Here is a 20648-nt window from a genome sequence, read left to right on the forward strand (position 1 = left end):
CAAGCTCACGCCGGCTCTCCTACTGCATCGTCATTTCTGGGCTGCCTTCTTGCAGGCAGCATAGGCGCCTGAAGCGGCCGATCCCGGTCGGGGCGACCCCGCGCTCCGACCGGAATATTACTCGTCAGTACACCCAGTTCGTTCCCGCTAAGCAAGCGCTTTGAACTGTGACCTTTGCAACGCAGCGTAACCGGAACTCGACGGTTTCGCAGGCGCGCGGTGGCGGGTTCAGTCACGCAGACCGTTGAAGCGGCCCTGGTGGTACAGAAGGGGACGTCCGGTGCCGGCGGGGTCGCCGTGGACGACCTCGGCGATCACGATGCGGTGGTCGCCCGCCGGGACACGCCCGACGACCCGGCAGACCAGCCAGGCCAGCACGTCGTCGAGGAGGGGCACGTCCTCGGGGCCCGGGCGCCAGGACGTGGCCGCGCCGAAGCGGTCGGCGCCGCTGCGGGCGAAGGTGGCGGCCAGTTCCTCCTGGTGCTCGCCGAGTATGTGGACGCCGATGTGGTCGGTGCGGGAGATCGCGGGCCAGCTGGAGGCCCCGGTGCCCACGCCGAAGGAGACGAGCGGGGGCTCGGCGGAGACGGAGCTCAGGGAGGTGGCGGTGAAACCGACCGGTCCCGCCTCACCACGCGCGGTGATCACCGCGACGCCTGCCGCGTGCCGCCGGAAGACGGAGCGGAGCAGGTCGGGAGAGGTGAGCCGGCGAGTGCCGGGAGTGGCGAGGTCGGACGGGGCCGTCATGGAGTTGTCCTTCTGCTGGTGGGACGCGCGGGATCCGTGGCTGCTCAACAGCCCGGACAGCGCGCGCTCGCGGTGCGGGCGAGGACGGTCGACCGTCGGCGTACCCGTCCGAGGAGAAGGAGTTCCCAAGGCATACGGTCAGGCTGACGATAGGTGGCGTGCGCAGTCAAGTACGTCCCAGCACATGGGAGATGCCTCACGGCCTCGCACAAGGGTCTCGAACCGCCTCCCCGAGGGCCGCGATGACGTCCGCTCTGCGCGGCTGTCCCGCGGCGCGCCGCACGATGCCGCCGTCGGCGTCGAGGACCAGCACGGTCGGGGTCTTGAGGATCTCCAGCTCGCGGACGAGGACCAGGTTGTCCTCGGCGTCGATCTCGACATGGGCGACTCCGGGGACCATTCCGGCCACCTCGCGCAGCACCCGGCGGGTCGCCCGGCAGGGGGCGCAGAAGGCTGTGGAGAACTGCACCAGCGTGGCGCGCTCGCCCAGACTCTCGCCCAACTCGGCCGCGTCCAGCCGCCGTCCCTCGTCGCGTCCGCCCACCCTTGCTCTCCTGTTCCGCCGCCAGTGCTCCACCGCCACCTCACGTCAGCGTTCACGGACCCGCGGAGATTCCCGTGCCCGGCCGGCGACGCATGACCCCACCCGAGCCCGCGAGCAAGTGCCCGTGCCCGAACCGCCGGGATTCCGAGACCGCGGACGGCTCCTTGCTCACTCGGCTGACGTGACGAGGATCTCGCCCCCGAACGGCACGTGGGCTGGCTCCCCGGCCCTTCTTCGGGCACGATCTGCGACAGGCCGTAAACCTACGGCAGCGTAACTTTCCGCCGGGAGTCCCCCTTCCCTGGCAGACAGAAGGGTCCACCCCGCCCATGGCAGAGCTCGTCTACCGTCCCGTCATCGGTTTCGCCCGCACGATGTTCAAGGTGTGGGACCTCAAGATCGACTGCCGTGGTTCGGAGAACATCCCGCGCTCGGGCGGCGCGGTGCTGGTGAGCAATCACATCAGCTACCTGGACTTCATCTTCAACGGGCTGGCGGCGCTCCCCCAGAAGCGTCTGGTGCGCTTCATGGCGAAGGAGTCGGTCTTCCGGCACCGGATCTCGGGTCCGCTGATGCGCGGCATGAAGCACATTCCGGTGGACCGTTCCCAGGGCGAGGCCGCCTACGCGCACGCGTTGGACTCTTTGAGGTCCGGCGAGGTCATCGGCGTGTTCCCGGAGGCCACCATCTCCGAGTCCTTCACCCTGAAGAGCTTCAAGTCGGGAGCGGCCCGGCTGGCGCAGGAGGCGGGCGTCCCGCTGGTCCCGATGGCCGTCTGGGGAACCCAGCGCCTGTGGACCAAGGGCCACCCGCGCAACTTCAGGCGCAGTCACACCCCCATCACGGTCCGGGTGGGCGAGGCGCTGGAGGCCCCGCGGGACCAGTACGCGGGGGCCATCACCCGCCGGCTGCGCGAGCGCGTCCAGGAACTGCTGGAGGCCGCCCAGCGCGCCTACCCGGTGCGCCCCAGGGACCCGGAGGACACCTGGTGGATGCCCGCCCACCTCGGCGGCACGGCCCCGACCCCGGAACAGCTCCGCACGGCCGCGGTGCACTGATCCTGGGCTGGTAGGGCGCCGACGGACCGCGCTAATCTGACGTCGAGTCTGCGTTCCTACAGCGACGGGGGATGTCCATGGTCGCGCTCGGCGTCCTGTTCGGCCTGCTCGGTGCGGCCGTGCTGTTCCTGATCTACACGCTCCTGCGGCGCCGCAGCGGCGCCACGGAGAACGCCGACGGCCTCCTCATCGAGCAGGCCAGTCGGATCCAGGCCCGTCGGGACCGGACCTCGTACACCAGCCTGGCGATACACAACACCACGCCGACGATGACCGACCAGTACCGCTCCCACCCCTAGGGCCTTTCGGGGACGTTGGCGCCGGCGGGTGGCAAGTGAGCGGCAGGCGGCCCCGGGCGCCTTCGTACCGCTCAGACCGCGGGCTCCGGGGCCCGTACGGTGATGCGTGCGCCCGGGCTGAACTTCTCCAGCAGCTCGGCCAGTTCGGTGGCCGCCGCCGACACCTCGGACACCGGCATCGGGGCCATGCTCTCCAGCAGGAAGATGCCGGAGGTGGTCTGCTCGGTCAGACGGGTACGAGGGCCCTGGCGCCAGTTCCAGCGGCGGCAGGTGACGCCGGCCTCGTCGCGCCACACGACCTCGCCGGCCTCGGGGTGTTCGACGACCTGTTCGCCGCCGGCGACGGTCGTGAAGTCCTCCTCGCCACCGGCGCGCACCAGGCGCATGCCGCCCTGGATCCGGTCGATGTCCTCGCCGCCGACAGGGATCAGATGCGCGACGCTGACGGCGTTGTAGAGGTCCACGAGCACGTTGATCCGAGGCAGACCGGCGTCGGACAGGGCCCTCTTCGCCAGCGCCTCGGCGGAGTTGCGGGTGCGGGACGGCTTGGCGCCGAACGCCGTGTAGACCTCGCGCCAGGCGGCCATGTGCGGGTCCTCGTGCGGCGCGCGCCCGTCCAGACGCGCGGAGAGACGACGGGCCGCGTCGTCCAGGACGGCCGCACCGGCCTCCGTGCTCGGGCCGTTGACCAAGCCGTGCGCCTCGACGGCGATGTGCGTGAAGCCGGGCGCGAGGGCGCGCACCTCGTCGGACACGGTGAGTGTGAGCGTCATGTTCTCTCGCCTCGTGGTCACAGTGCGGTGGGCAGCGTCTTCGACAGCCACGGCCGGTCGGGCGCGGCCCTGAGGGCGCTCAGTACGGCAGGGTGCGGTTCAGCGTACAGTACTGGATAGTCCATCTCATTCGACTTCGGATCCGGCATGAAGGCCAGGCGCTCACCGGCGAGGGAGAACCGGGCGTCGACGCCCGGTTTGTTGCCGCGCGGGTCCTGCCGGTGCCAGGCGCCGTTGAACCGTACGGCGACCAGGCCGTGCACCGCGTACCCGCCGCCGTCGTCGGAGGTCAGTCGCTGGTAGCACAGCGCCGTCGGGATGTCCTCGGCCCGCAGCAGGGCCGCCAGCGCGTGGGCCTTGGCGTAGCAGATGCCGGTGCGCCGCGACAGGACGTCGGAGGCCCGCCAGGTGACGCGCAGATCACCGGAGTCCTGCGAGTGCGGGATGGTGTCGCGTACGAACTCGTACGCGGATCGCGCATAGTCATACGAGTCCGCCACCCCCTTGGCGAGACGTGCAGCCGTCTCACGGACCACCGGATGGTCGTGGTCGATCGTTTCGTCGGCGGCCAAATAGGCGGACAGGTCGGGGGTGCTCTGGATCAGCTCCATGGCCGCAGAGCATAGGAACGCGATCACTCGCCAGTCAATGACTTTACGAGTGATCGCATAACTATGCAGTGCTCACCGTGTCCGACAGGGTCTAGCGGGCCATCTCCTCCTTCAACGCCGCCACGAACGCGTCCACGTCGTCCTCCGTCGTGTCGAAGGAGCACATCCAGCGCACGACGCCGGCCGCCTCGTCCCAGAAGTAGAAGCGGAACCGCTTCTGCAGCCGCTCGCTCACGTCGTGCGGGAGCTTGGCGAAGACGCCGTTGGCCTGGACCGGATAGAGGATCTCCACCCCGTGCACGGCCCGCACGCCCTCCGTCAGCCGCTGCGCCATCTCGTTGGCGTGCCGGGCGTTGCGCAGCCACAGGTCCTTGGCCAGCAGGGCCTCCAGCTGCACCGACACGAAGCGCATCTTGGAGGCGAGCTGCATGCTCATCTTGCGGATGTGCTTCATCTGCCGGACGGCGTCCTGCTCGATGACGACGACCGCCTCGCCGAACATGGCGCCGTTCTTCGTCCCGCCCAGGGAGAGGATGTCGACGCCGACGGCGTTGGTGAACGTCCGCATGGGGACGTCCAGGGAGGCCGCCGCGTTGGCGATGCGGGAGCCGTCCATGTGCACCTTCATCCCGCGCGCGTGGGCGTGCTCGCAGATCGCCCTGATCTCCTCGGGCGTGTAGAGCGTGCCGAGCTCCGTGCTCTGGGTGATCGAGACGGCCTGCGGCATGGCACGGTGCTCGTCCTCCCAGCCATAGGCCTGCCGGTCGATCAGCTCGGGCGTGAGCTTGCCGTCGGGCGTGGGCACGGTGAGGAGCTTGAGGCCGGCCATGCGCTCGGGCGCGCCGCCCTCGTCGACGTTGATGTGCGCGCTCTCGGCGCAGATCACCGCGCCCCAGCGGTCGGTGACCGCCTGCAGCGCGACGACGTTGGCACCGGTGCCGTTGAACACCGGGAACGCCTCGGCGGTGGCGCCGAAGTGGCTGCGGACGATCCGCTGGAGGTTCTCGGTGTAGTCGTCCTCGCCGTACGCGACCTGGTGCCCGCCGTTGGCCACGGCCAGGGCGGCGAGCACTTCCGGGTGGACCCCGGCGTAGTTGTCGCTGGCGAAACCGCGGACCTCCGGGTCGTGATGGCGACGCGCGTCGGTCCTGGGGGGGTTCACGGCTTCTCGGTCAGCCACAGACGGTTTCCGTTCACTTCCGCGGCGGGCTTGCTCCAGACGTCGACGATGGCCTCGGCCAGGTCCTTGACGTCCGTGAAGCCCGCGAACTTCGCGTTGGGGCGGTCGGCGCGCATCGCGTCGTGCACCAACGCCTTCACCACCAGGATCGCAGCCGCCGACGTCGGTCCCTCGGGGCCCCCTGCCTTGCGGAAGTAGTCGGCCATCGCCAGCGTCCACGCCTCGGCGGCGGCCTTGGCGGAGGCGTAGGCGGCGTTGCCCGCGGTGGGCGTGGTGGCGCCGGCGGCGCTGATGAGGACGTACCGGCCGCGCTCGCTGCGCTGCAGCGCCTCGTGGAAGGCCAGGGAGGTGTGCTGCACCGTGCGGATGAGCAGCAGCTCCAGGAAGTCCCAGTCGTCGAGGCTGGTCTTGGTGAAGGTCTCGCTGCCGCGCCAGCCGCCGACGAGGTGGACCAGGCCGTCCACACGGCCGAAGTCCTTCTCGATGTGGGCGGCCCAGTCGCGGGTGGACTTCAGGTCGAGCAGGTCCACGGTGTCCCCGGTGACGGTGGCGCCACCGCAGGCGTAGCGGGCCGCGTCGACCGCCTCGGAGAGCCGCTCGGGGTCGTTGTCCGCCCCGACGACGGTCGCGCCCGCCTCGGCGAGCCTGAGCAGCGCCGCCCGGCCGGCGGGTCCGCCCGCGCCGGCCACCGCGATCACCGCACCGCTCAGTGCCCCGTTCCCGTTCGCCATCTTCGCCTCCTGAGCAAGCTTTTCGGTGCGGTCGCTCACGCGGCGACCCGCTCGGCGCCGTCCGCCGTGATGCCCCTGGTGGAGGCAATCACGTTCTTCAGTTTCTTGGACAGTGCCTCGTAGAACATGCTCAGCGGAAACTCGTCCGGAAGCACGTCGTCGACCAGCTTGCGCGGCGGCTGGGTCAGGTCCAGGGCGTCGGGGCCCTTCGCCCACTTGGAGCCCGGGTGCGGGGCGAGGTAGGTGGCCACCAGCTCGTAGCCGGCGAACCAGTGCACCAGCTTCGGGCGGTCGATGCCGTCGCGGTACAGGTTCTCGATCTCGGCGCACAGCTGGTTGGTGACCTGGGGGGCGCGCTCCCAGTCGATGGACAGCTTGTTGTCGGTCCAGCGCACCACGTCGTGCTTGTGCAGGTAGGCGAAGAGCAGCTGGCCGCCGAGGCCGTCGTAGTTGCGCACCCGCTCACCGGTGACCGGGAAACGGAACATGCGGTCGAAGAGCACCGCGTACTGCACGTCACGGGCCTGTGCGACGCCGTCCGCCTGGAGCTTGACCGCCTCCTTGAAAGCGGTCAGGTCGCAGCGCAGCTCCTCCAGGCCGTACATCCAGAACGGCTGGCGCTGCTTGATCATGAAGGGGTCGAACGGCAGGTCGCCGTGGCTGTGGGTGCGGTCGTGGACCATGTCCCACAGGACGAAGGCCTCCTCGCAGCGCTTCTGGTCGTGGACCATCGCGGCGATGTCCTCGGGCAGCTCCAGGCCCAGGATGTCGACGGCGGCGGCGGTCACCCGGCGGAAGCGGGCGGCCTCGCGGTCGCAGAAGATGCCGCCCCAGGAGAACCGTTCCGGAGCCTCGCGCACGGCGATGGTCTCGGGGAAGAGCACGGCGGAGTTGGTGTCGTAGCCCGCCGTGAAGTCCTCGAACGTGATGCCGCAGAACAGCGGGTTGTCGTAGCGGGTGCGCTCCAGCTCGGCCAGCCACTCCGGCCAGACCATGCGCAGCACGACCGCCTCCAGGTTGCGGTCCGGGTTGCCGTTCTGCGTGTACATCGGGAAGACGACCAGGTGCTGGAGGCCGTCCGCACGGCTCCGGGCGGGCTGGAAGGCCAGCAGCGAGTCGAGGAAGTCCGGCACCTGGAAGCCGCCCTCGGCCCAGCGGCGCAGGTCCGCCACGAGCGCACGGTGATAGGCGGCGTCGTGCGGCAGCAGCGAGGAGAGCTCCTCGACGGCGTCGATCACGCGGCCCACGACGGCCTCGACGTCCGCGCGGACCGGGGTGCCCTCTGCCTCGAAGTCGATCGAGCCGTCGTTCGACTGCCATGGCCGGATCTGCTCCACGGCATCCTTGAGCACGGGCCATGACGGGTGCTCAACCACCCTGCTCACCGGAGGAACCTGCCCCTCCGTACCCACCTGCACAAGAATTTCCGTCATGACCCATCCTCCACGGGAGAAGCTCGCGTAAGGAGACCGTATACATACGGGGTTTCTCCCAGCAAGGGCGCCCTCCGTAAATTCTCCTGCGGGCAACCGTCGCCGCCGCCTATTTTCCTGCCGGGTGGCCGGGTGGCGACCACTTCCACTAGGCCGCTCGGGTGACCCACCACCCCGGATCCCCGGGGGGCGGATTCCGGCCTGCGGCGGAGGCGGAACGGCGCTCCTGGTGCGGCCGTCAACATGCGCGGGACTCGCCCACGCCGGAGTGACGCTACGGCGGCCTCCGCCCCGTCGCATCCCGGCCGTCACCCCACTGCCCCGTGTACGCACGGGTTCATCGGGGGGCCGGGCCGTTAGGCTGCGGCCCTGCCGCGTGGACGACGAGGTCCCTGAAGGTCCGCGTGCGTGCCGAGCCGCCGTCGACGGAAGCGAGTTGAACCTTGAACTTCCTTACCATCGGTCACCGCGGAGTCATGGGTGTCGAACCCGAGAACACCCTCCGTTCCTTCGTCGCCGCCCAGCAGGCCGGCCTCGATGCCATCGAACTCGATCTGCACCTGAGCAAGGACGGCGCGCTCGTCGTCATGCACGACGCCGAGGTGGACCGCACGACCGACGGCAGCGGTCCGATCGCCGACAAGACCCTCGCCGAGCTGCGCACGCTCGACGCCGGACAGGGCGAGCGGATCCCGGTCTTCGAGGAGGTCCTCGACGCGGTGCGGGCACCGCTGCAGGCCGAGATCAAGGACGTGGCGGCGGCGCAGGCGCTGGCGGAGGTCATGCACCGGCGGGACCTGGTCTCCCGGGTCGAGGTGCTGTCGTTCCACGACGCGGCGATCGCCGAGATCGCGCGCCTGGTGCCCGGCGTCCGCACCGCGCTGGTCGCCGACCACTACGGCACCGAGGTCGCCGAGCGCGCCACCGCGGTCGGCGCCGGGACCCTGGTCCTCAACATCCGCCGGCTCACCCTGGAGACCGTCGAGCACGCGCGCGCGGCGGACCTGAGGATCATCGGGTGGGTGGTCAACACCCTGGACCATCTGCGTCTCGTGCGCGCCCTGGAGCTGGACGGGGCGACCACCGACTACCCGGAGATCAAGCGCACCGGCCGCTTCACGGCGTGAGGGCCGTCCGCCCCACTGTGCGCGGGCCGTCCGCTGCTTCCCCGCTCCGGCGGGGAGGCAGCGGCGTGCCGCCTACGCGAGCTCCTTGACCAGCAGCTCGAACTCCAGGTCGTCGCGCTGCGGGACGCCGAAGCGCTCGTCGCCGTACGGGAAGGGAGTCATGCTTCCCGTACGGCGGTAGCCGCGGCGCTCGTACCAGGCGATCAGGTCCTCGCGTACGGAGATCACCGTCATGTGCATCTCCTTCACGCCCCAGGTCTCGCGGGCCTGCCGCTCCGCCTCCGCGATGATCAGCTTGCCGAGACCCCCGCCCTGCAGGGCGGGACTGACCGCGAACATGCCGAAGTAGGCGTGGTCGCCGCGGTGCTCGAGCTGGCAGCAGGCGACCACGCGACCGTTGCGCTCCACCGTCAGCAGCCTGCTGTCGGGCGACTTGATCACGGCCAGCACGCCCTCCGGATCCGTCCGCTGCCCTTCGAGGATGTCCGCCTCCGTGGTCCACCCGGCCCGGCTGGCGTCCCCTCGGTAGGCCGACTCGATCAGCGCCACCAGGGTGTCGACGTCGGCGTCGGTGGCGTCGCGGAAGGTCAGTCCGGTGGCGACGGTGTCCATGGGGTGTGCCTTTCGGGTATCGGTCGCGGCCGTCGGTTCTCGGGCGCGGCTGGGCGGGGGCGAACGCCATCCTGCCACTAGGCTCCCGGTGCATGGTGCACGTACTCAGCAGCCGGACACTGCTCCGGCCCACGGACCCCGAGCGCTCCCGTGCCTTCTACGGCGAACAACTCGGCCTGCCCGTCTATCGCGAGTTCGGCACGGGCCCGGACCGCGGCACCGTCTACTTCCTCGGCGGCGGCTTCCTGGAGCTGTCGGGCCGCTCGGACGCCCCGCCCTCCCCCGCCGTGCGGCTGTGGTTCCAGGTGGCGGACGTGGCCGCGGCCCATGAAGAACTGCGCGCGCGGGACGTCGAGATCGTGCGCCCGCCGGTGCGGGAGCCGTGGGGGCTGATCGAGATGTGGATCGCCGACCCCGACGGCACCCCGATCGTCCTCGTCGAGGTGCCGGCGGACCATCCGCTGCGGTACCGGGCGGGGACCTAGGGTCTGGCGGTGAAGGTGCCGGATCCTGGTGGTGCAGCGCCCCGCTCCCGGCCGTACGGCTCCCACTGGCCACCGAGGGTGACCGGGGATAGCGTGCAGGTGGTGGGGGCGAGCCTTCCCGGAGGAGTGCCATGGAGTTCGACAAACCGGTGATCGGTGGCCCCTGCTGGGCGGAGCTGGGAACCAGCGAGCCGGCGGCGGCCCAGCAGTTCTACGGAGAGGTCTTCGCCTGGCGCTGCGAGACGGACCCCCGTCCTGAGCTGCGTGGATACGCCGTCGCCCGGCTGGGGGACGCGGCGGTCGCCGGGCTCGGCCCGCTGTACCGGCCCACGCAGCCGGTCGCCTGGAGCGTCTGGTTCGCCGTCGCCGACGTGGACAAGGCCACGAACCGGGTGGTGGAGGCCGGCGGGACGGTGGTCCGCGGGCCCATGGACATCTTCGACGAGGGCCGCCGGAGCGTGGCCCTCGACCCGTCCGGCGCGGCCTTCCAGATGTGGCAGGCCCGGGACTTCCCGGGTGCCGAGGTGTTCAACCGGCCCGGCGCGCTGGGCTGGGTGGAGCTCGCGACCCGGGACGTGAAGCGGGCCCGGGACTTCTACACCACCGTCTTCGGGTGGAGCGTCAACGCCTCGGAGTGGTACACGCAGTGGGGCACGCACGGCCTGGACTTCGGCGGAGTGACGGCGCTGCACGACCGCTTCCCGGCCGACGTGCCGCCGCACTGGCTGCCGTACTTCGCGGTCGAGGACGTCGACGCGACGACCGAGGTCGCGTTGCGGGCCGGCGGCAAGGCCCTGCAGGAGCCCACGTCCGTCACGGACGGCCCCCGCATCGCGGTGCTGCGGGACCCGCAGGGCGCGGCGTTCGGCGTCTACCTGGCCGGCGACGAGGATCCCCGGCCGGACGGAGGCTGAGTCACCCCCTGGTCACCCGGTCACCCGTGCCGCGCCCGGGCGGCCTTCCAGACGGCCGAGCAGCACGCACAGCAGGGTGGCCAGTTCGCCGCGCCCCTCGCTGTCCAGACCGGCGAGAACGGTCCTTTCGTGGGCCAGCTGCTCCGGCAGGAGGCCGTCGACGAGGTCCCGCCCGGCGTCCGTGAGGCGGACGTGGGCCACGCGGCGGTCGCGGGTGTCGCCCCGGCGCTCCACCAGGCCGCGCTCGGTCAGCTGCTTCAGTCGCTTGGTGACGGCGGCGCCCGAGGAGAACGTCTCGCGGGCCAGTTCGCTCGGCGTGAGCTCGTGTCCGGTGCGACGCAGCGCGCCGAGCAGGTCGAACTCGGGCCGGCTGAGCCCCGCCCGGCGCAGCGGGGCGTCCTCGGCCTGCTGGAAGAGGGCGGCGCAGCGGTTGATACGGCCGATGATCTCCATCGGGTCCGTGTCCAGGTCGGGGTGGACGGCCCGCCACTGGCGGACGACATGGGCCACGGTGTCGTCGCGGGCGGTTCGGGTGTCGTCGTCGCGCGCGGTTCCGGGGTCGCGGCCGGCGGCTCGGGGCCCGGGTGCCACCTGTCCCGGTGCCGCGTTCCCGGCCGTCACTTCCCCTGGTTCCGGCCGTCCCTGGTCCGCCGTCATGGCCGTACGTCCTCCGTCGTCCTGCTCGCGCTCGCCGCCGGGGCGTGCAGGCCCAGGCGGCGTACCGTCGCGGCGAGCGTACGGTGTGCGGACTGCTCGGTGAGCACGACCCGCTCCTGGGGCAGAGCGCGTTGCCACCACTCGCCGGACGCGGCGTCGACGGTGGCGCGCAGCTCGACGAGCGCGGCGGCCAGGCCGCGGCGGGCGGACTCCAGCGCGGCGGGCGCGGGCCGCTCCTCGGCGAGCAGGCGCGCGGCCCGCTCGCGGGCCCGGTCGGCGGCGCTCAGGGCGTGCCCGATACGGTCGCCGGCCCGGCGGTTGGTGACGGCTACGGCGGCCGCGAAGCCGACCAGCGCGCCGACGACGGTGTCCACGGCCCGCTCGGTGATCAGCTCGCCCGTCGCCTGCCGGCCCGCGAACTCGGTGATGAGCAGCGCCATCGGGGTCACGCAGATGGTGCCGAGCCAGTAGTTCCGGCCGATCAGTGCCTCGGCGCCGAAGTTGAGGGCCACGCAGCACAGCACGAGTGCCAGACCGTCGGCGTGCGCGAGTGGGGCGATCGCGGCGAAGACGAGGACGCCGAGGAGGTTGCCGACGACCCGCTGGACGCCCCGGCTCCAGGTGAGGGTGATGTTCGCCTGGTAGAGGGAGGCGGCGGTGACCAGGGCCCAGTAGGGGCGGCCGATACCGAGCGCCAGGGATGCGTACCCCGCGAGCGCGCAGCCGAGAGCGGTGCGCACGGCGATCGGGGCGAGCGGGCCGAGCCTGCTCCACCAGGGGCGGCGCGGAGCGGCGGCCTCGGCGGCCACGCCGAGGAGTTCCTCCGTGGCCGCCGCCGTCTCGCCGGCGTGCGGGATCGGACCGCTGCCGCGCAGCTGCCGCGCCCAGGTCCGCAGCCGCTCCGGGTCGGTGTCGGCGGGGGCGGCGAGGGCGACCTCGGCGCGGACGATCAGGCGCTCCAGGGCGCGCCTGGGCGCGGAGTGGGCGCCGGCGGCCGGCAGGGCCTGCCAGGCGGCCTGGACGGCGGCGGCCGCGGCGGCGCGCGCCCTGGAGTGGCCGTCCGCGGTGCCGCGTGTGACGGCGTACGCGGCGGCGGCGTTCAGCGCCTGGGCGGTGGCACGGCGTTCCGGGCCGTGCGGGCGCAGCAGGCCGGGCGCCATGCCGACCAGCCACGCCCAGAGGGCCGCGGCGGCGGCCAGCGCCACGTGGCCGGGCACCTGGCCGAGGGTCTGCGGGACGAACAGGGAGGCGGAGCTGATGAAGGTGAGCACGACGTTGCCGGGCGGCCCGATCCGCGTTGCGTCGCACAGTGCCTTCTGTACGGCCGCCATGAGGGCACCTACGGTGACCAGGACGACCGCGTCGCCGGTGAGCGATGCGGCGACCAGGGAGAGCGTGAGTCCGCCGAGCATGCCGAGCACCACCCAGGCGAGGACGCGGGCCCGCGCGGCGTAGGGGCGGTTGTGGGCGTACAGGGCGCACAGCGATCCGGCCATGGTGTACACGGCCAGGTCGAGCCTGCCGAGGGCGAGCAGCGCGAGATTGGGCGGGGCGACCGAGACGACGACGCTCAGGGCGGGCTTGAACCAGATGTCGGAGGGGCGGCCGAGCCGCAGCACACCGGTGAGCGGAAGGCGCCGGACGAGGCGTGTCGTGGGGGTTCGGTCGGGGGCGGGGGTCGCACTGCTCATACCCACAAGCTTAGCAGGTGTTTTACCTGTAAAGAACTTTTCTCGATGCAGTCCGCCGCGGCTGGATGTGGTCGGGTGCCCGCGGGGTGAGGTCGCGTGCCCCCTCGAATGCTCCCCGCGTACATCCTTGCGCTCGTGTGCGCACCGCGTGCCCCGGGCATGGCATGACCATGCGGCCGGACCGCCGTCGGGCGGCCCGGAACCGTCGAGCGGGGAGGTGGGGGGTGCACGGACCGGCTTCGCCCGGCTGGTTGCTGGTCGCGCTCTGCGCGGCGACCGGGGCCTACTGTCTGCTGCGGATGCGCAGCCCCGTGGAGGAACAGCGCCGCGCCGCGGGCGGCGAGGCGCTGATGGGCTTCGGGATGGCCGTCATGGCCGTGCCCGCGGCCGTGTTCGCCCCGCCGGCGTGGGCCTGGGCCGGCTATGCGGCCGTCTTCGGCGCGGCGGCGCTGCGCGCGCTCTGGTCGGCGCGGACGAGTCCGCACCATCTGCACCACCTGGTGGGCGCCTGCGCCATGGTCTACATGTCCGTGGTCATGACCGCCTCGCCGGAGTCCCATCACCACGCGCACGGCGGCTCCGGTCTGCCCCTGCTCACCGGCGCCCTCCTGCTGTACTTCGCCGGTTACGTGCTGCTGTCCGGCGCCCGGCTCGTGCCGGCGGTGACCGTGGCTGCGGGTGCGGGTGGTGCCCCGGCAGGCCGTGCCGTGCGATGGGGCGACCGGCCGGAGCTCGCCCGGGCATGCCGGCTGTCGATGGGGATGGCGATGGTCGCCATGCTGCTGACCCTGTGATCGCCGGGCTGCCCGACCCGGCGAGACGGCGCGCCGGAAACCGGTCGGGCGCGGGTCGGGCGAACCGCACCGTGGGGCCGTGACCTGCGTACGGCACCGTGGGGCCGTGATCTGCGTACGGCACCGTGGGGCCGTGGTCTGTGTCACTTTGGCGCGGCAACCATGCCCTGAGCGGTCGGCCGCTCATAAGGTGCTCGCATGATGGTGCCCGCGGTCCTGTTGCTGCTCGGTGCGCTGACCGCCGTCGCCGCCCCCCGGCTGCTCGCCCGGGCCGACTGGCCGGACCGGGAACCGGTGGTCGCACTGTGGGCGTGGCAGTGCGTGGTGGCCGGCGTCCTGCTGTGCTGTGCGCTGTCGATGACCCTCAGCGCGGCGGCCGCCTGGCAGGCGGTGCGCGGCCATGTGTTCGCCACGGCTCCGCGCTCGGTGGTGGAGGCCTACGCGTTCGGCGCGGCCGGCGCCTGGGCGCCGACGACCGCGGTGGCGCTCGCGTGCGCAGGGGTGTGGAGCGTGGCGATGCTGGTCCGCGAGGTCGTACGGGCCCGGGCGCGGCGTCGGCACCGGCGTGCCGAACTCCTCGTCCGCGCCCCGCTGTTGCCCGGCGAGCAGCCCGGCCCCGACCGGCTCGTGGTGCTCGAGGGCGAGCGGCCGGAGGCCTGGTGGCTGCCCGGCTCCCCTCCTCAACTGGTCGTCACCACGGCCGCGTTGCGTCGCCTGAAGGGACGCCGGCTGGACGCCGTCCTCGCGCACGAGCAGGGTCACGCCCGGGCCAGGCACGACTGGCTGCTGCACTGTTCGGCCGCGCTGGCGGACGGCTTTCCGCAGGTGCCGGTGTTCGCCGCGTTCCGCGACGAGATGCACCACCTGGTCGAACTCGCCGCCGACGACATGGCCTCGCGCCGTTTCGGCCGGCTGACCACGGCGCTCGCGCTCGTCGAACTCAACGAGGACCGGGGCGTGTTCGGCCCCTGCCCGGCCCCGCAGGCCCACGTCCCGCAGCGGGTGCACCGTCTGCTCACTCCCCCGGACCGGCTCACCGCGGCCCGCCGGCTGCGTCTGACGGCGGTGGCGTCGCTCGTTCCGGTGATCCCGGTCCTTGTGACGCTGATCCCGGGGCTGAGGGCGCTGGGCTGACCTCACGACGTCGGGGACCGCTCTTCCGGGCAGTCGGCACGGTCGCCGCGTTTCCCCGCCTGCCGTTCGGCCAGGATCGAGTCATGCCTGCCGCTCCCGTCGACTCCCCGCCTCGTCCGCCCGTCCGGCCCACCGCCGCCGCCCGCCTCACATCGGCGCTCGCCCTTTGCTCTGCGGTGCTCGCGGCCCTGGTCGTCGTCCGATGGCGCCCGCTGATCACGCTGGACGCCGCCGTCGCCCGCACCACCCACGGCTGGGCGGTCCACGAACACGGCCTCACGCACGCGTTCCGCGTGCTCACCGACTGGGCCTGGGATCCGTTGACCATGCGCCTGCTCTGCGCGGTGGCGGCGGTGTGGCTCGTGTGGCGCCGTTCGGCCTGGTGGACGGCGGTGTGGCTGGCGGGCACCTGCGCGCTGGCAGCCGTGCTGCAACAGGGCCTCAAGGCCGCGGTCGACCGGCCCCGTCCCGTCTGGCCCGACCCGGTGGACTCCGCCCACTACGCGGCCTTCCCGTCGGGTCACGCCATGACGGCGGCAGTGGTGTGCGGGCTGCTCCTCTGGCTGCTCCGCCGCGGCGGCGCGGCAGGCACGCCGTGGGGCGCCGCCGTGGCGCTGGCCGTGCTCTCGGTCGCCGGTGCCGGCGTGACCCGAGTCTGGCTGGGCGTCCACTGGCCCTCGGACGTCCTCGGCGGCTGGCTGCTGGGCGCGGCGGTGGCGGCGGGTGCGGTGATCGTCCACAACAGGTGGCCGGCGCCGCCGGGATGAGCGATGATCACCGCCATGGCTGCCGTTCTCTTCGACTTCTCCGGAACCCTCTTCGGTATCGAGTCCAGCGAGTCCTGGCTGCGTGCCGTGCTGGACGATGCCGGTCTGACGCTCGGCGAACGGGAGTTGGCCGAGGCGGCGCGGGCGCTGGAGGAGGCCGGAGCGCTGCCGGGCGGGGCGTTCCCGGAGCGGGTCCCCGACGAGCTGGCCGAACTCTGGGAGAACCGGGACCGCAGCGCCGAGCTGCACCGGGCCGCCTACACCGGCCTGTCCCGCCGAGTACGACTGCCCGACCCCGCGTTGCACGACGCGCTGTACGACCGGCACAGGACGCCCGCCGCCTGGGCACCGTACCCGGACGCGGCCGAGGTGCTGCGCACCCTGCGCGAGCGCGGAATCGCGGTGGGCGTGGTGAGCAACATCGGCTGGGACCTCCGCCCGGTGTTCCGCGCACACGGCCTGGACGCCTTCGTGGACACCTACGTCCTGTCGTACGAGCACGGCATCCAGAAGCCGGACCCGAGACTGTTCGCGGCGGCGTGCGCGGCGCTCGACGCGGACCCCGAGGACGTGCTGATGGTCGGCGACAGCCGTGAGGCGGACGGCGGTGCGGCGGCCCTGGGATGCGCGGTGCACTTCGTGGACCATCTGCCGGTGGCGGAACGGCCGGACGCGCTGCGTCCGGTGCTCGACCTGATGGCCCCCGAAGCCGAACACCGGGCCTGAGCGCCGAACCCCGCACAGTACGTCGCTCAGCGCACGTCCCGCGCTGTTCGACAGGTGCGCGTCAGGCCGGCGCAGCGCGCCGGCTCCGGCGCGCCGTACCGCACCGTCCGCAGCGCCGGAGCCAGGGTCCGGCGCGCGTCGACGGTGCCGAGGGCGATGACGGGAGCCTGCGGGACGGGAGATCCGGAAGAACGCGCCCGTGGGCGGCGACCACGAAAAAGTAGCCTCAGGCTACCAATTGGCCACGACCCAGCCCGTCTCGGACGATCCCCCGCGTCGCCCGAGACGGGCGGCAGCACGACCTGACCCCCGCACGGGGGCCGGTCCGCTCGCGTTGAGTATAGTTGGCTGGCAGCCAGTCAACGCAGGAGTTACAGGATGTCCCCGCGCAGCGCCTCGGTCAATGAAGAATTGCGGCGGCGTTCCCGGGAGCGGCTCCTGCAGGCTGCGGTCGAACTGGTGGGCGAGCGCGGGTACGACGCGACGACACTCGGCGACATCGCCGACCGGGCGGGATCGGCCCGGGGCCTGGTGTCGTACTACTTCCCCGGCAAGCGCCAGCTCGTGCAGTCGGCCGTGCACCGGCTGATGCACCGCACGCTGGAGGAGGCGCTGGAGCGCGAGCCCCGCACGGAGGACGGCCGGGAGCGGATGGCGCGGGCCATCGACGGGATTCTGGGCCTGGCCCGGGACCGGCCGGTGCTGATGCGCCAGCACATGGCGGGCATCCTGCAGGCCGAGGGGTTCGTGCAGTGCCCGGAGCAGCAGCGCCTGTCGCACCTGCTGCGCGACACCGTGGCGCGCCACGGCTCGACGGACGTCGACGCCGACTACCCGATGATGCGCGCGCTGCTGATGGGGGCGGTCTACGCGGCGCTGGTCCCCGGAGCCCCGATGCCGGTGCCGGCACTGCGGGCCGAGCTGTTCAAGCGCTACCAGCTCGACTGGGACATGGGGCTGCCGCAGGAGACCGAGGCACCCGACGGTTCCTGCCGCACGGACGTTTCCCGCTTCTTCGCGACCGATCAGCGCCCGGCGAGCCGGGAAGGGTAGCCCGGCGGGCAGTCCGTTCGTCTGGGTTCGGCGCCCGACGCGGGGGCACCGGGCGCACGGGCCTGGGCAGGCGGGCTTTGGGGCAGGCAGGCTTGTGGGCAGCGGGCTTTTGGGCAGGCAGGCTTTGGGGCAGGCGGGCCGCTGCCGGCCCGCCGGGCGCGGAACCACGTACACACCCGCCGGCGGAATCCACGAACACACCCCCGCGGAATCGACAGACCCACCGGGCATGGGGCGGACACACCCACGTGCCCGTGGTCGAACACGCGCACGGAAACGCAGGGGCCGTGGGCGGACGGACACGCGCGCGGAAAAGCACGGGTCGTGGGCAGACGGACACGCGCACGGAAACGCACGGGTCGTAGGCGGACGGACACGCGCGCGGAAACGCACGGGTCGTAGGCGGACGGACCGGCCGGGGAGAAACCCGGGAGAAGCGGGCAGACCGGCTCAGGCGAAACTCGGGGGAAGACCGACGACACGCCGCTCGCTCGCGTGTCGCCGCACTCCCCCGGCGGGCCGCTTGCTGCCATGCTGGAGTCATCAGCGATCTCCTCCGACCGCCGGGGTAAGGAGTTCCGCCGTGCTGCGTGTCGCCGTCGTCGGCTCGGGGCCGAGCGGGTGCTACACCGCTCAGGGTCTCGTCCAGCAGGACCCCTCGGTGCGTGTCGACGTGCTCGACCGGCTGCCGTGTCCGTACGGGCTCGTGCGCTACGGGGTGGCGCCCGACCACGAGAAGATCAAGTCCCTGCAGAACAACCTGCGGACCGTCCTGGAGCACGAGCGGGTCCGCTTCCTGGGCGGCGTGCAGGTCGGCGGCCCGGGCGGGGTGCCCGCCGGACGGCTGCGGGAGCTGTACCACGCGGTCGTGTACTGCGTGGGGGCCGCGACCGACCGCCACCTCGGGATCCCGGGCGAGGATTTGCCGGGCAGCTGGTCCGCGACCGAGTTCGTGTCGTGGTACAGCGCCCACCCGGACGCCGCGGAGGACGGGTTCCTGCGGGGAGTGCAGAGCGCCGTGGTCATCGGTGTGGGCAACGTGGCCGTCGACGTCACACGCATGCTGGCCCGCGGCTCGGCGGAACTGAGCCCCACGGACATGCCGGAGGCCGCGCTCGCCGCGCTGGCCGAGAGCCGGGTGGCCGAGGTCCACATGGTGGGCCGGCGCGGCCCCTCGCAGGCGCGCTTCACGACCAAGGAACTGCGTGAGCTGGGCTCCCTGCCGGACACCGAGGTCGTCGTGGACCCCGCGGAGCTGGCACTGGATCCCGCGTTCGCGGACCCCTCGGCACTGCCCGCCGCCCAGCGCCGCAACGTGGAGGTGTTGCGCGGGTGGGCGGCCACACCCCCGAGAGGCGCCGCCCGCCGGATCCGGCTGCGCTTCTTCCTGCGCCCGGTGGAGCTGCTCGCCGCGGACGGCCGGGTCGGGGCGGTCAGGTTCGAGCGGACGGCTCCGGACGGGAGCGGCGGCGTCACGGGCACCGGGCGGTACGAGGACGTGGCGGCGCAGCTGGTGCTGCGGTCCGTGGGCTATCGCGGAGTGCCGCTGGAGGGTCTGCCGTTCGACGCCGGCACCGGCACGGTGCCGCACCGGGAGGGGCGCGTGCTGCGCGACGGAGCGATCGCGCCGGGCGAGTACGTGGCCGGCTGGATCAAGCGGGGCCCCACGGGGGTCATCGGCACCAACCGGCCGTGCGCCAAGGAGACGGTGACCTCGCTGCTCGCGGACGCACCGGCGCTCGTCCACGACCCGGTACCCGACGACGCCGTCGCCGCCTTGCGCGCCGAGGGCGTCGAGCCGGTCGAGTGGGCGGGGTGGCAGGCCATCGAGCGGGCCGAGGCCGAACTCGGCGCTTCGCTCGGGCGGAGCGTGGTCAAGCTCCCCGACTGGGAGTCGCTGCGGACTGCGGCGCGCACCGCCGTTTCCTAGGTCCTGTCGTCGAACTCCCGTCGTCCGCCCGGAGGGCGGCTGCGGCGCAGGTGCGTGCTCTCGGCGTGCCGGGCACCGGCCCTCGTACTGGATGTACTCGGGCCTGGGACCGGTGCGGCGAGTGGGGGCACCTCCCGCGCCGTCAAGGCAGTGGGCGAGCGTGCATGGCGTCGCGTGGCAGACGGGAGTTTGACGACAGGGCCTAGCTAGCCCCTCTGCCACGTCCTCGGCGTCACTCGCCCCCGTCGTGGCCGGGGGTTTCAGCGCCCCCATGGCGGGCGGCCTGCCGGGCGGCGGCGTCGAGGAGGCTGTCGAGCAGGCCCGGGAACAGGTCGTCCAGGTCGTCGCGGCGCAGGCCGTTCATCTTCGCCGTGCCCCGGTAGATCTGCCGGATCACGCCGGCCTCGCGCAGCACCCGGAAGTGGTGCGTGGTGGTCGACTTGGAGACGGGCAGCTCGAACTGGGAGCAGGACAGCTCGTCGGCGTCGGCGGCCAGCTCCCGCACGATCTGCAGGCGCAGGGGGTCGGACAGCGCGTGCAGCACGCCCTCGAGGCGGATCTCCTCCGGCGCGGGATGCGGAAGATCACGGCTGCCTGCGGCGGCGACGGGGGCGGTGGCGATCACGGCGGCTCCAGTTCGTACGAGGCCGTCATTCTACGAGAGACATCGTAGTTTGACATCCTGCGTACTACGAGAGTTATCGTACAAGCCGCGATCGGCCCTGCGCCGAACGCGATCGGTCCCCGTGACGAAATGGAGTCCGCCCATGAGTGCGCTCTTCGAGCCCTACACACTGCGCGACGTGACGATCCCGAACCGGGTCTGGATGCCCCCGATGTGCCAGTACTCGGCCGAGCCCGAGGGGTCCGCGGCCGGCGTCCCGCACGACTGGCACTTCGCCCACTACGCGGCGCGGGCGACCGGCGGCACGGGCCTGATCATCGTGGAGGCCACCGCGGTGTCGCCGGAGGGCCGGATCTCCCCGTACGACCTCGGCATCTGGAACGACACCCAGGTCGAGGCGTTCCGCCGGATCACCCGTTTCCTCAAGAGCCACGTCACCGTGCCGGCGATCCAGCTGGGGCACGGCGGCCGCAAGGCGTCGACGGACCAGCCGTGGAAGGGCGGGGCGCCGCTCGGACCGGACGAGCTCGGCTGGCAGCCGGTGGCACCGAGCGCGGTCGCCTTCGACGACCGGCACCCGGTTCCCGACGAGCTGAGCACCGATCGGATCCAGCAGGTCGTGGGCCAGTTCGCGGACGCGGCGCGGCGGGCTCTCGCCGCCGGGTTCGAGATCGCCGAGATCCACGGCGCCCACGGCTACCTGATCAACGAGTTCCTCTCGCCGCACTCCAACCACCGCACCGACGCCTACGGCGGC

General features: G+C 72.4%; 23 protein-coding genes. 12 read left to right on the top strand and 11 right to left on the bottom strand.

Annotated features, from left to right (window positions below):
• Positions 1-228: 228 nt before the first annotated feature.
• A complete protein-coding gene (locus tag BZY54_RS07245; protein WP_086723742.1) occupies positions 229-747 on the bottom strand; it encodes a flavin reductase family protein in 519 nt (172 codons plus the stop codon).
• 196 nt (positions 748-943) lie between these two features.
• Positions 944-1330: a TlpA family protein disulfide reductase gene (locus tag BZY54_RS07250; protein ID WP_086723744.1), complete on the bottom strand. Its 387-nt coding sequence runs from the start codon at positions 1328-1330 to the stop codon at positions 944-946.
• A 290-nt stretch (positions 1331-1620) separates the two neighbouring features.
• On the opposite strand from BZY54_RS07250, the gene BZY54_RS07255 reads away from it, so the two are divergent.
• Together BZY54_RS07255 and BZY54_RS07260 are read left to right on the top strand one after the other, a co-directional pair.
• Complete coding sequence (locus BZY54_RS07255) at positions 1621-2349, top strand: lysophospholipid acyltransferase family protein (protein WP_086723746.1); 729 nt, start codon at positions 1621-1623, stop codon at positions 2347-2349.
• Positions 2350-2420: 71 nt separating this feature from the next.
• A complete protein-coding gene (locus BZY54_RS07260) occupies positions 2421-2648 on the top strand; it encodes a hypothetical protein (RefSeq protein ID WP_244217016.1) in 228 nt (75 codons plus the stop codon).
• Between the two features lie 71 nt (positions 2649-2719).
• On the opposite strand, the gene BZY54_RS07265 is transcribed toward BZY54_RS07260, so the two are convergent.
• The 5 genes from BZY54_RS07265 to BZY54_RS07285 all read right to left on the bottom strand — a co-directional run bounded on the left by BZY54_RS07265 (position 2720) and on the right by BZY54_RS07285 (position 7376).
• Entirely contained in the window at positions 2720-3421 is a 702-nt protein-coding gene (locus BZY54_RS07265) for a B3/B4 domain-containing protein (RefSeq protein ID WP_086723748.1), read from the bottom strand.
• A gap of 17 nt (positions 3422-3438) precedes the next feature.
• Positions 3439-4032, bottom strand: a complete 594-nt coding sequence (locus BZY54_RS07270) for a transglutaminase domain-containing protein (protein WP_086723750.1) — start codon at positions 4030-4032, stop codon at positions 3439-3441.
• A 91-nt stretch (positions 4033-4123) separates the two neighbouring features.
• Positions 4124-5194 carry a threonine aldolase family protein gene (locus BZY54_RS07275; RefSeq protein WP_086723752.1) on the bottom strand — a complete coding sequence of 357 codons (1071 nt, stop codon included), beginning with the start codon at positions 5192-5194 and terminating at the stop codon, positions 4124-4126.
• Positions 5191-5943 (bottom strand): SDR family oxidoreductase, encoded by a 753-nt coding sequence (locus BZY54_RS07280; protein ID WP_086723754.1) that lies wholly within the window; start codon positions 5941-5943, stop codon positions 5191-5193. Before BZY54_RS07280 ends, BZY54_RS07275 begins: the two co-directional genes overlap by 4 nt.
• 35 nt (positions 5944-5978) lie before the next feature.
• A complete protein-coding gene (locus tag BZY54_RS07285; protein WP_086723756.1) occupies positions 5979-7376 on the bottom strand; it encodes a DUF6421 family protein in 1398 nt (465 codons plus the stop codon).
• A 443-nt stretch (positions 7377-7819) separates the two neighbouring features.
• Here BZY54_RS07285 and BZY54_RS07290 point away from each other — a divergent pair, with 443 nt between their 5' ends.
• Positions 7820-8503: a glycerophosphodiester phosphodiesterase gene (locus BZY54_RS07290; protein ID WP_086723758.1), complete on the top strand. Its 684-nt coding sequence runs from the start codon at positions 7820-7822 to the stop codon at positions 8501-8503.
• A 72-nt stretch (positions 8504-8575) separates the two neighbouring features.
• On the opposite strand, the gene BZY54_RS07295 is transcribed toward BZY54_RS07290, so the two are convergent.
• Positions 8576-9115 carry a GNAT family N-acetyltransferase gene (locus tag BZY54_RS07295; protein ID WP_086723760.1) on the bottom strand — a complete coding sequence of 180 codons (540 nt, stop codon included), beginning with the start codon at positions 9113-9115 and terminating at the stop codon, positions 8576-8578.
• Between the two features lie 92 nt (positions 9116-9207).
• Here BZY54_RS07295 and BZY54_RS07300 point away from each other — a divergent pair, with 92 nt between their 5' ends.
• Positions 9208-9600: a VOC family protein gene (locus BZY54_RS07300; protein WP_086723762.1), complete on the top strand. Its 393-nt coding sequence runs from the start codon at positions 9208-9210 to the stop codon at positions 9598-9600.
• A gap of 131 nt (positions 9601-9731) precedes the next feature.
• The gene (locus tag BZY54_RS07305) at positions 9732-10514 is read left to right on the top strand and encodes a VOC family protein (protein WP_086723764.1); all 783 of its coding nucleotides are present in this window, start codon (positions 9732-9734) and stop codon (positions 10512-10514) included.
• A gap of 12 nt (positions 10515-10526) precedes the next feature.
• Here the strand turns inward: BZY54_RS07305 and BZY54_RS07310 are convergent, their stop codons facing one another.
• Positions 10527-11171 carry a MarR family winged helix-turn-helix transcriptional regulator gene (locus tag BZY54_RS07310; protein WP_086723766.1) on the bottom strand — a complete coding sequence of 215 codons (645 nt, stop codon included), beginning with the start codon at positions 11169-11171 and terminating at the stop codon, positions 10527-10529.
• Positions 11168-12862, bottom strand: coding sequence for an FUSC family protein (locus BZY54_RS07315; protein ID WP_086723768.1), 1695 nt, complete (start codon positions 12860-12862; stop codon positions 11168-11170). The genes BZY54_RS07310 and BZY54_RS07315 overlap by 4 nt, the downstream gene beginning before the upstream one ends.
• A 224-nt stretch (positions 12863-13086) precedes the next feature.
• On the opposite strand from BZY54_RS07315, the gene BZY54_RS07320 reads away from it, so the two are divergent.
• The 6 genes from BZY54_RS07320 to BZY54_RS07345 all read left to right on the top strand — a co-directional run bounded on the left by BZY54_RS07320 (position 13087) and on the right by BZY54_RS07345 (position 19266).
• Complete coding sequence (locus tag BZY54_RS07320) at positions 13087-13656, top strand: DUF5134 domain-containing protein (protein WP_086723770.1); 570 nt, start codon at positions 13087-13089, stop codon at positions 13654-13656.
• A 198-nt stretch (positions 13657-13854) separates the two neighbouring features.
• Positions 13855-14790, top strand: a complete 936-nt coding sequence (locus tag BZY54_RS07325; protein WP_086723771.1) for a M56 family metallopeptidase — start codon at positions 13855-13857, stop codon at positions 14788-14790.
• A gap of 83 nt (positions 14791-14873) precedes the next feature.
• On the top strand, positions 14874-15557 hold the full coding sequence (locus BZY54_RS07330; protein ID WP_086723773.1) for a phosphatase PAP2 family protein: 684 nt from the start codon (positions 14874-14876) through the stop codon (positions 15555-15557).
• Between the two features lie 15 nt (positions 15558-15572).
• Entirely contained in the window at positions 15573-16283 is a 711-nt protein-coding gene (locus BZY54_RS07335; RefSeq protein WP_086723783.1) for an HAD family hydrolase, read from the top strand.
• A gap of 378 nt (positions 16284-16661) precedes the next feature.
• Positions 16662-17336, top strand: coding sequence for a TetR/AcrR family transcriptional regulator (locus tag BZY54_RS07340; RefSeq protein ID WP_086723775.1), 675 nt, complete (start codon positions 16662-16664; stop codon positions 17334-17336).
• A gap of 583 nt (positions 17337-17919) precedes the next feature.
• Positions 17920-19266: an FAD-dependent oxidoreductase gene (locus BZY54_RS07345; protein ID WP_086723777.1), complete on the top strand. Its 1347-nt coding sequence runs from the start codon at positions 17920-17922 to the stop codon at positions 19264-19266.
• A 232-nt stretch (positions 19267-19498) separates the two neighbouring features.
• Here the strand turns inward: BZY54_RS07345 and BZY54_RS07355 are convergent, their stop codons facing one another.
• Positions 19499-19891, bottom strand: a complete 393-nt coding sequence (locus BZY54_RS07355; RefSeq protein WP_086723779.1) for an ArsR/SmtB family transcription factor — start codon at positions 19889-19891, stop codon at positions 19499-19501.
• 142 nt (positions 19892-20033) lie between these two features.
• Here BZY54_RS07355 and BZY54_RS07360 point away from each other — a divergent pair.
• The coding region (locus BZY54_RS07360; protein WP_483025145.1) for an oxidoreductase at positions 20034-20648 on the top strand (615 nt) is incomplete at its 3' end.

It is taken from the genome of Streptomyces carpinensis, assembly GCF_002154505.1.
Taxonomy (GTDB): domain Bacteria; phylum Actinomycetota; class Actinomycetes; order Streptomycetales; family Streptomycetaceae; genus Streptomyces; species Streptomyces carpinensis.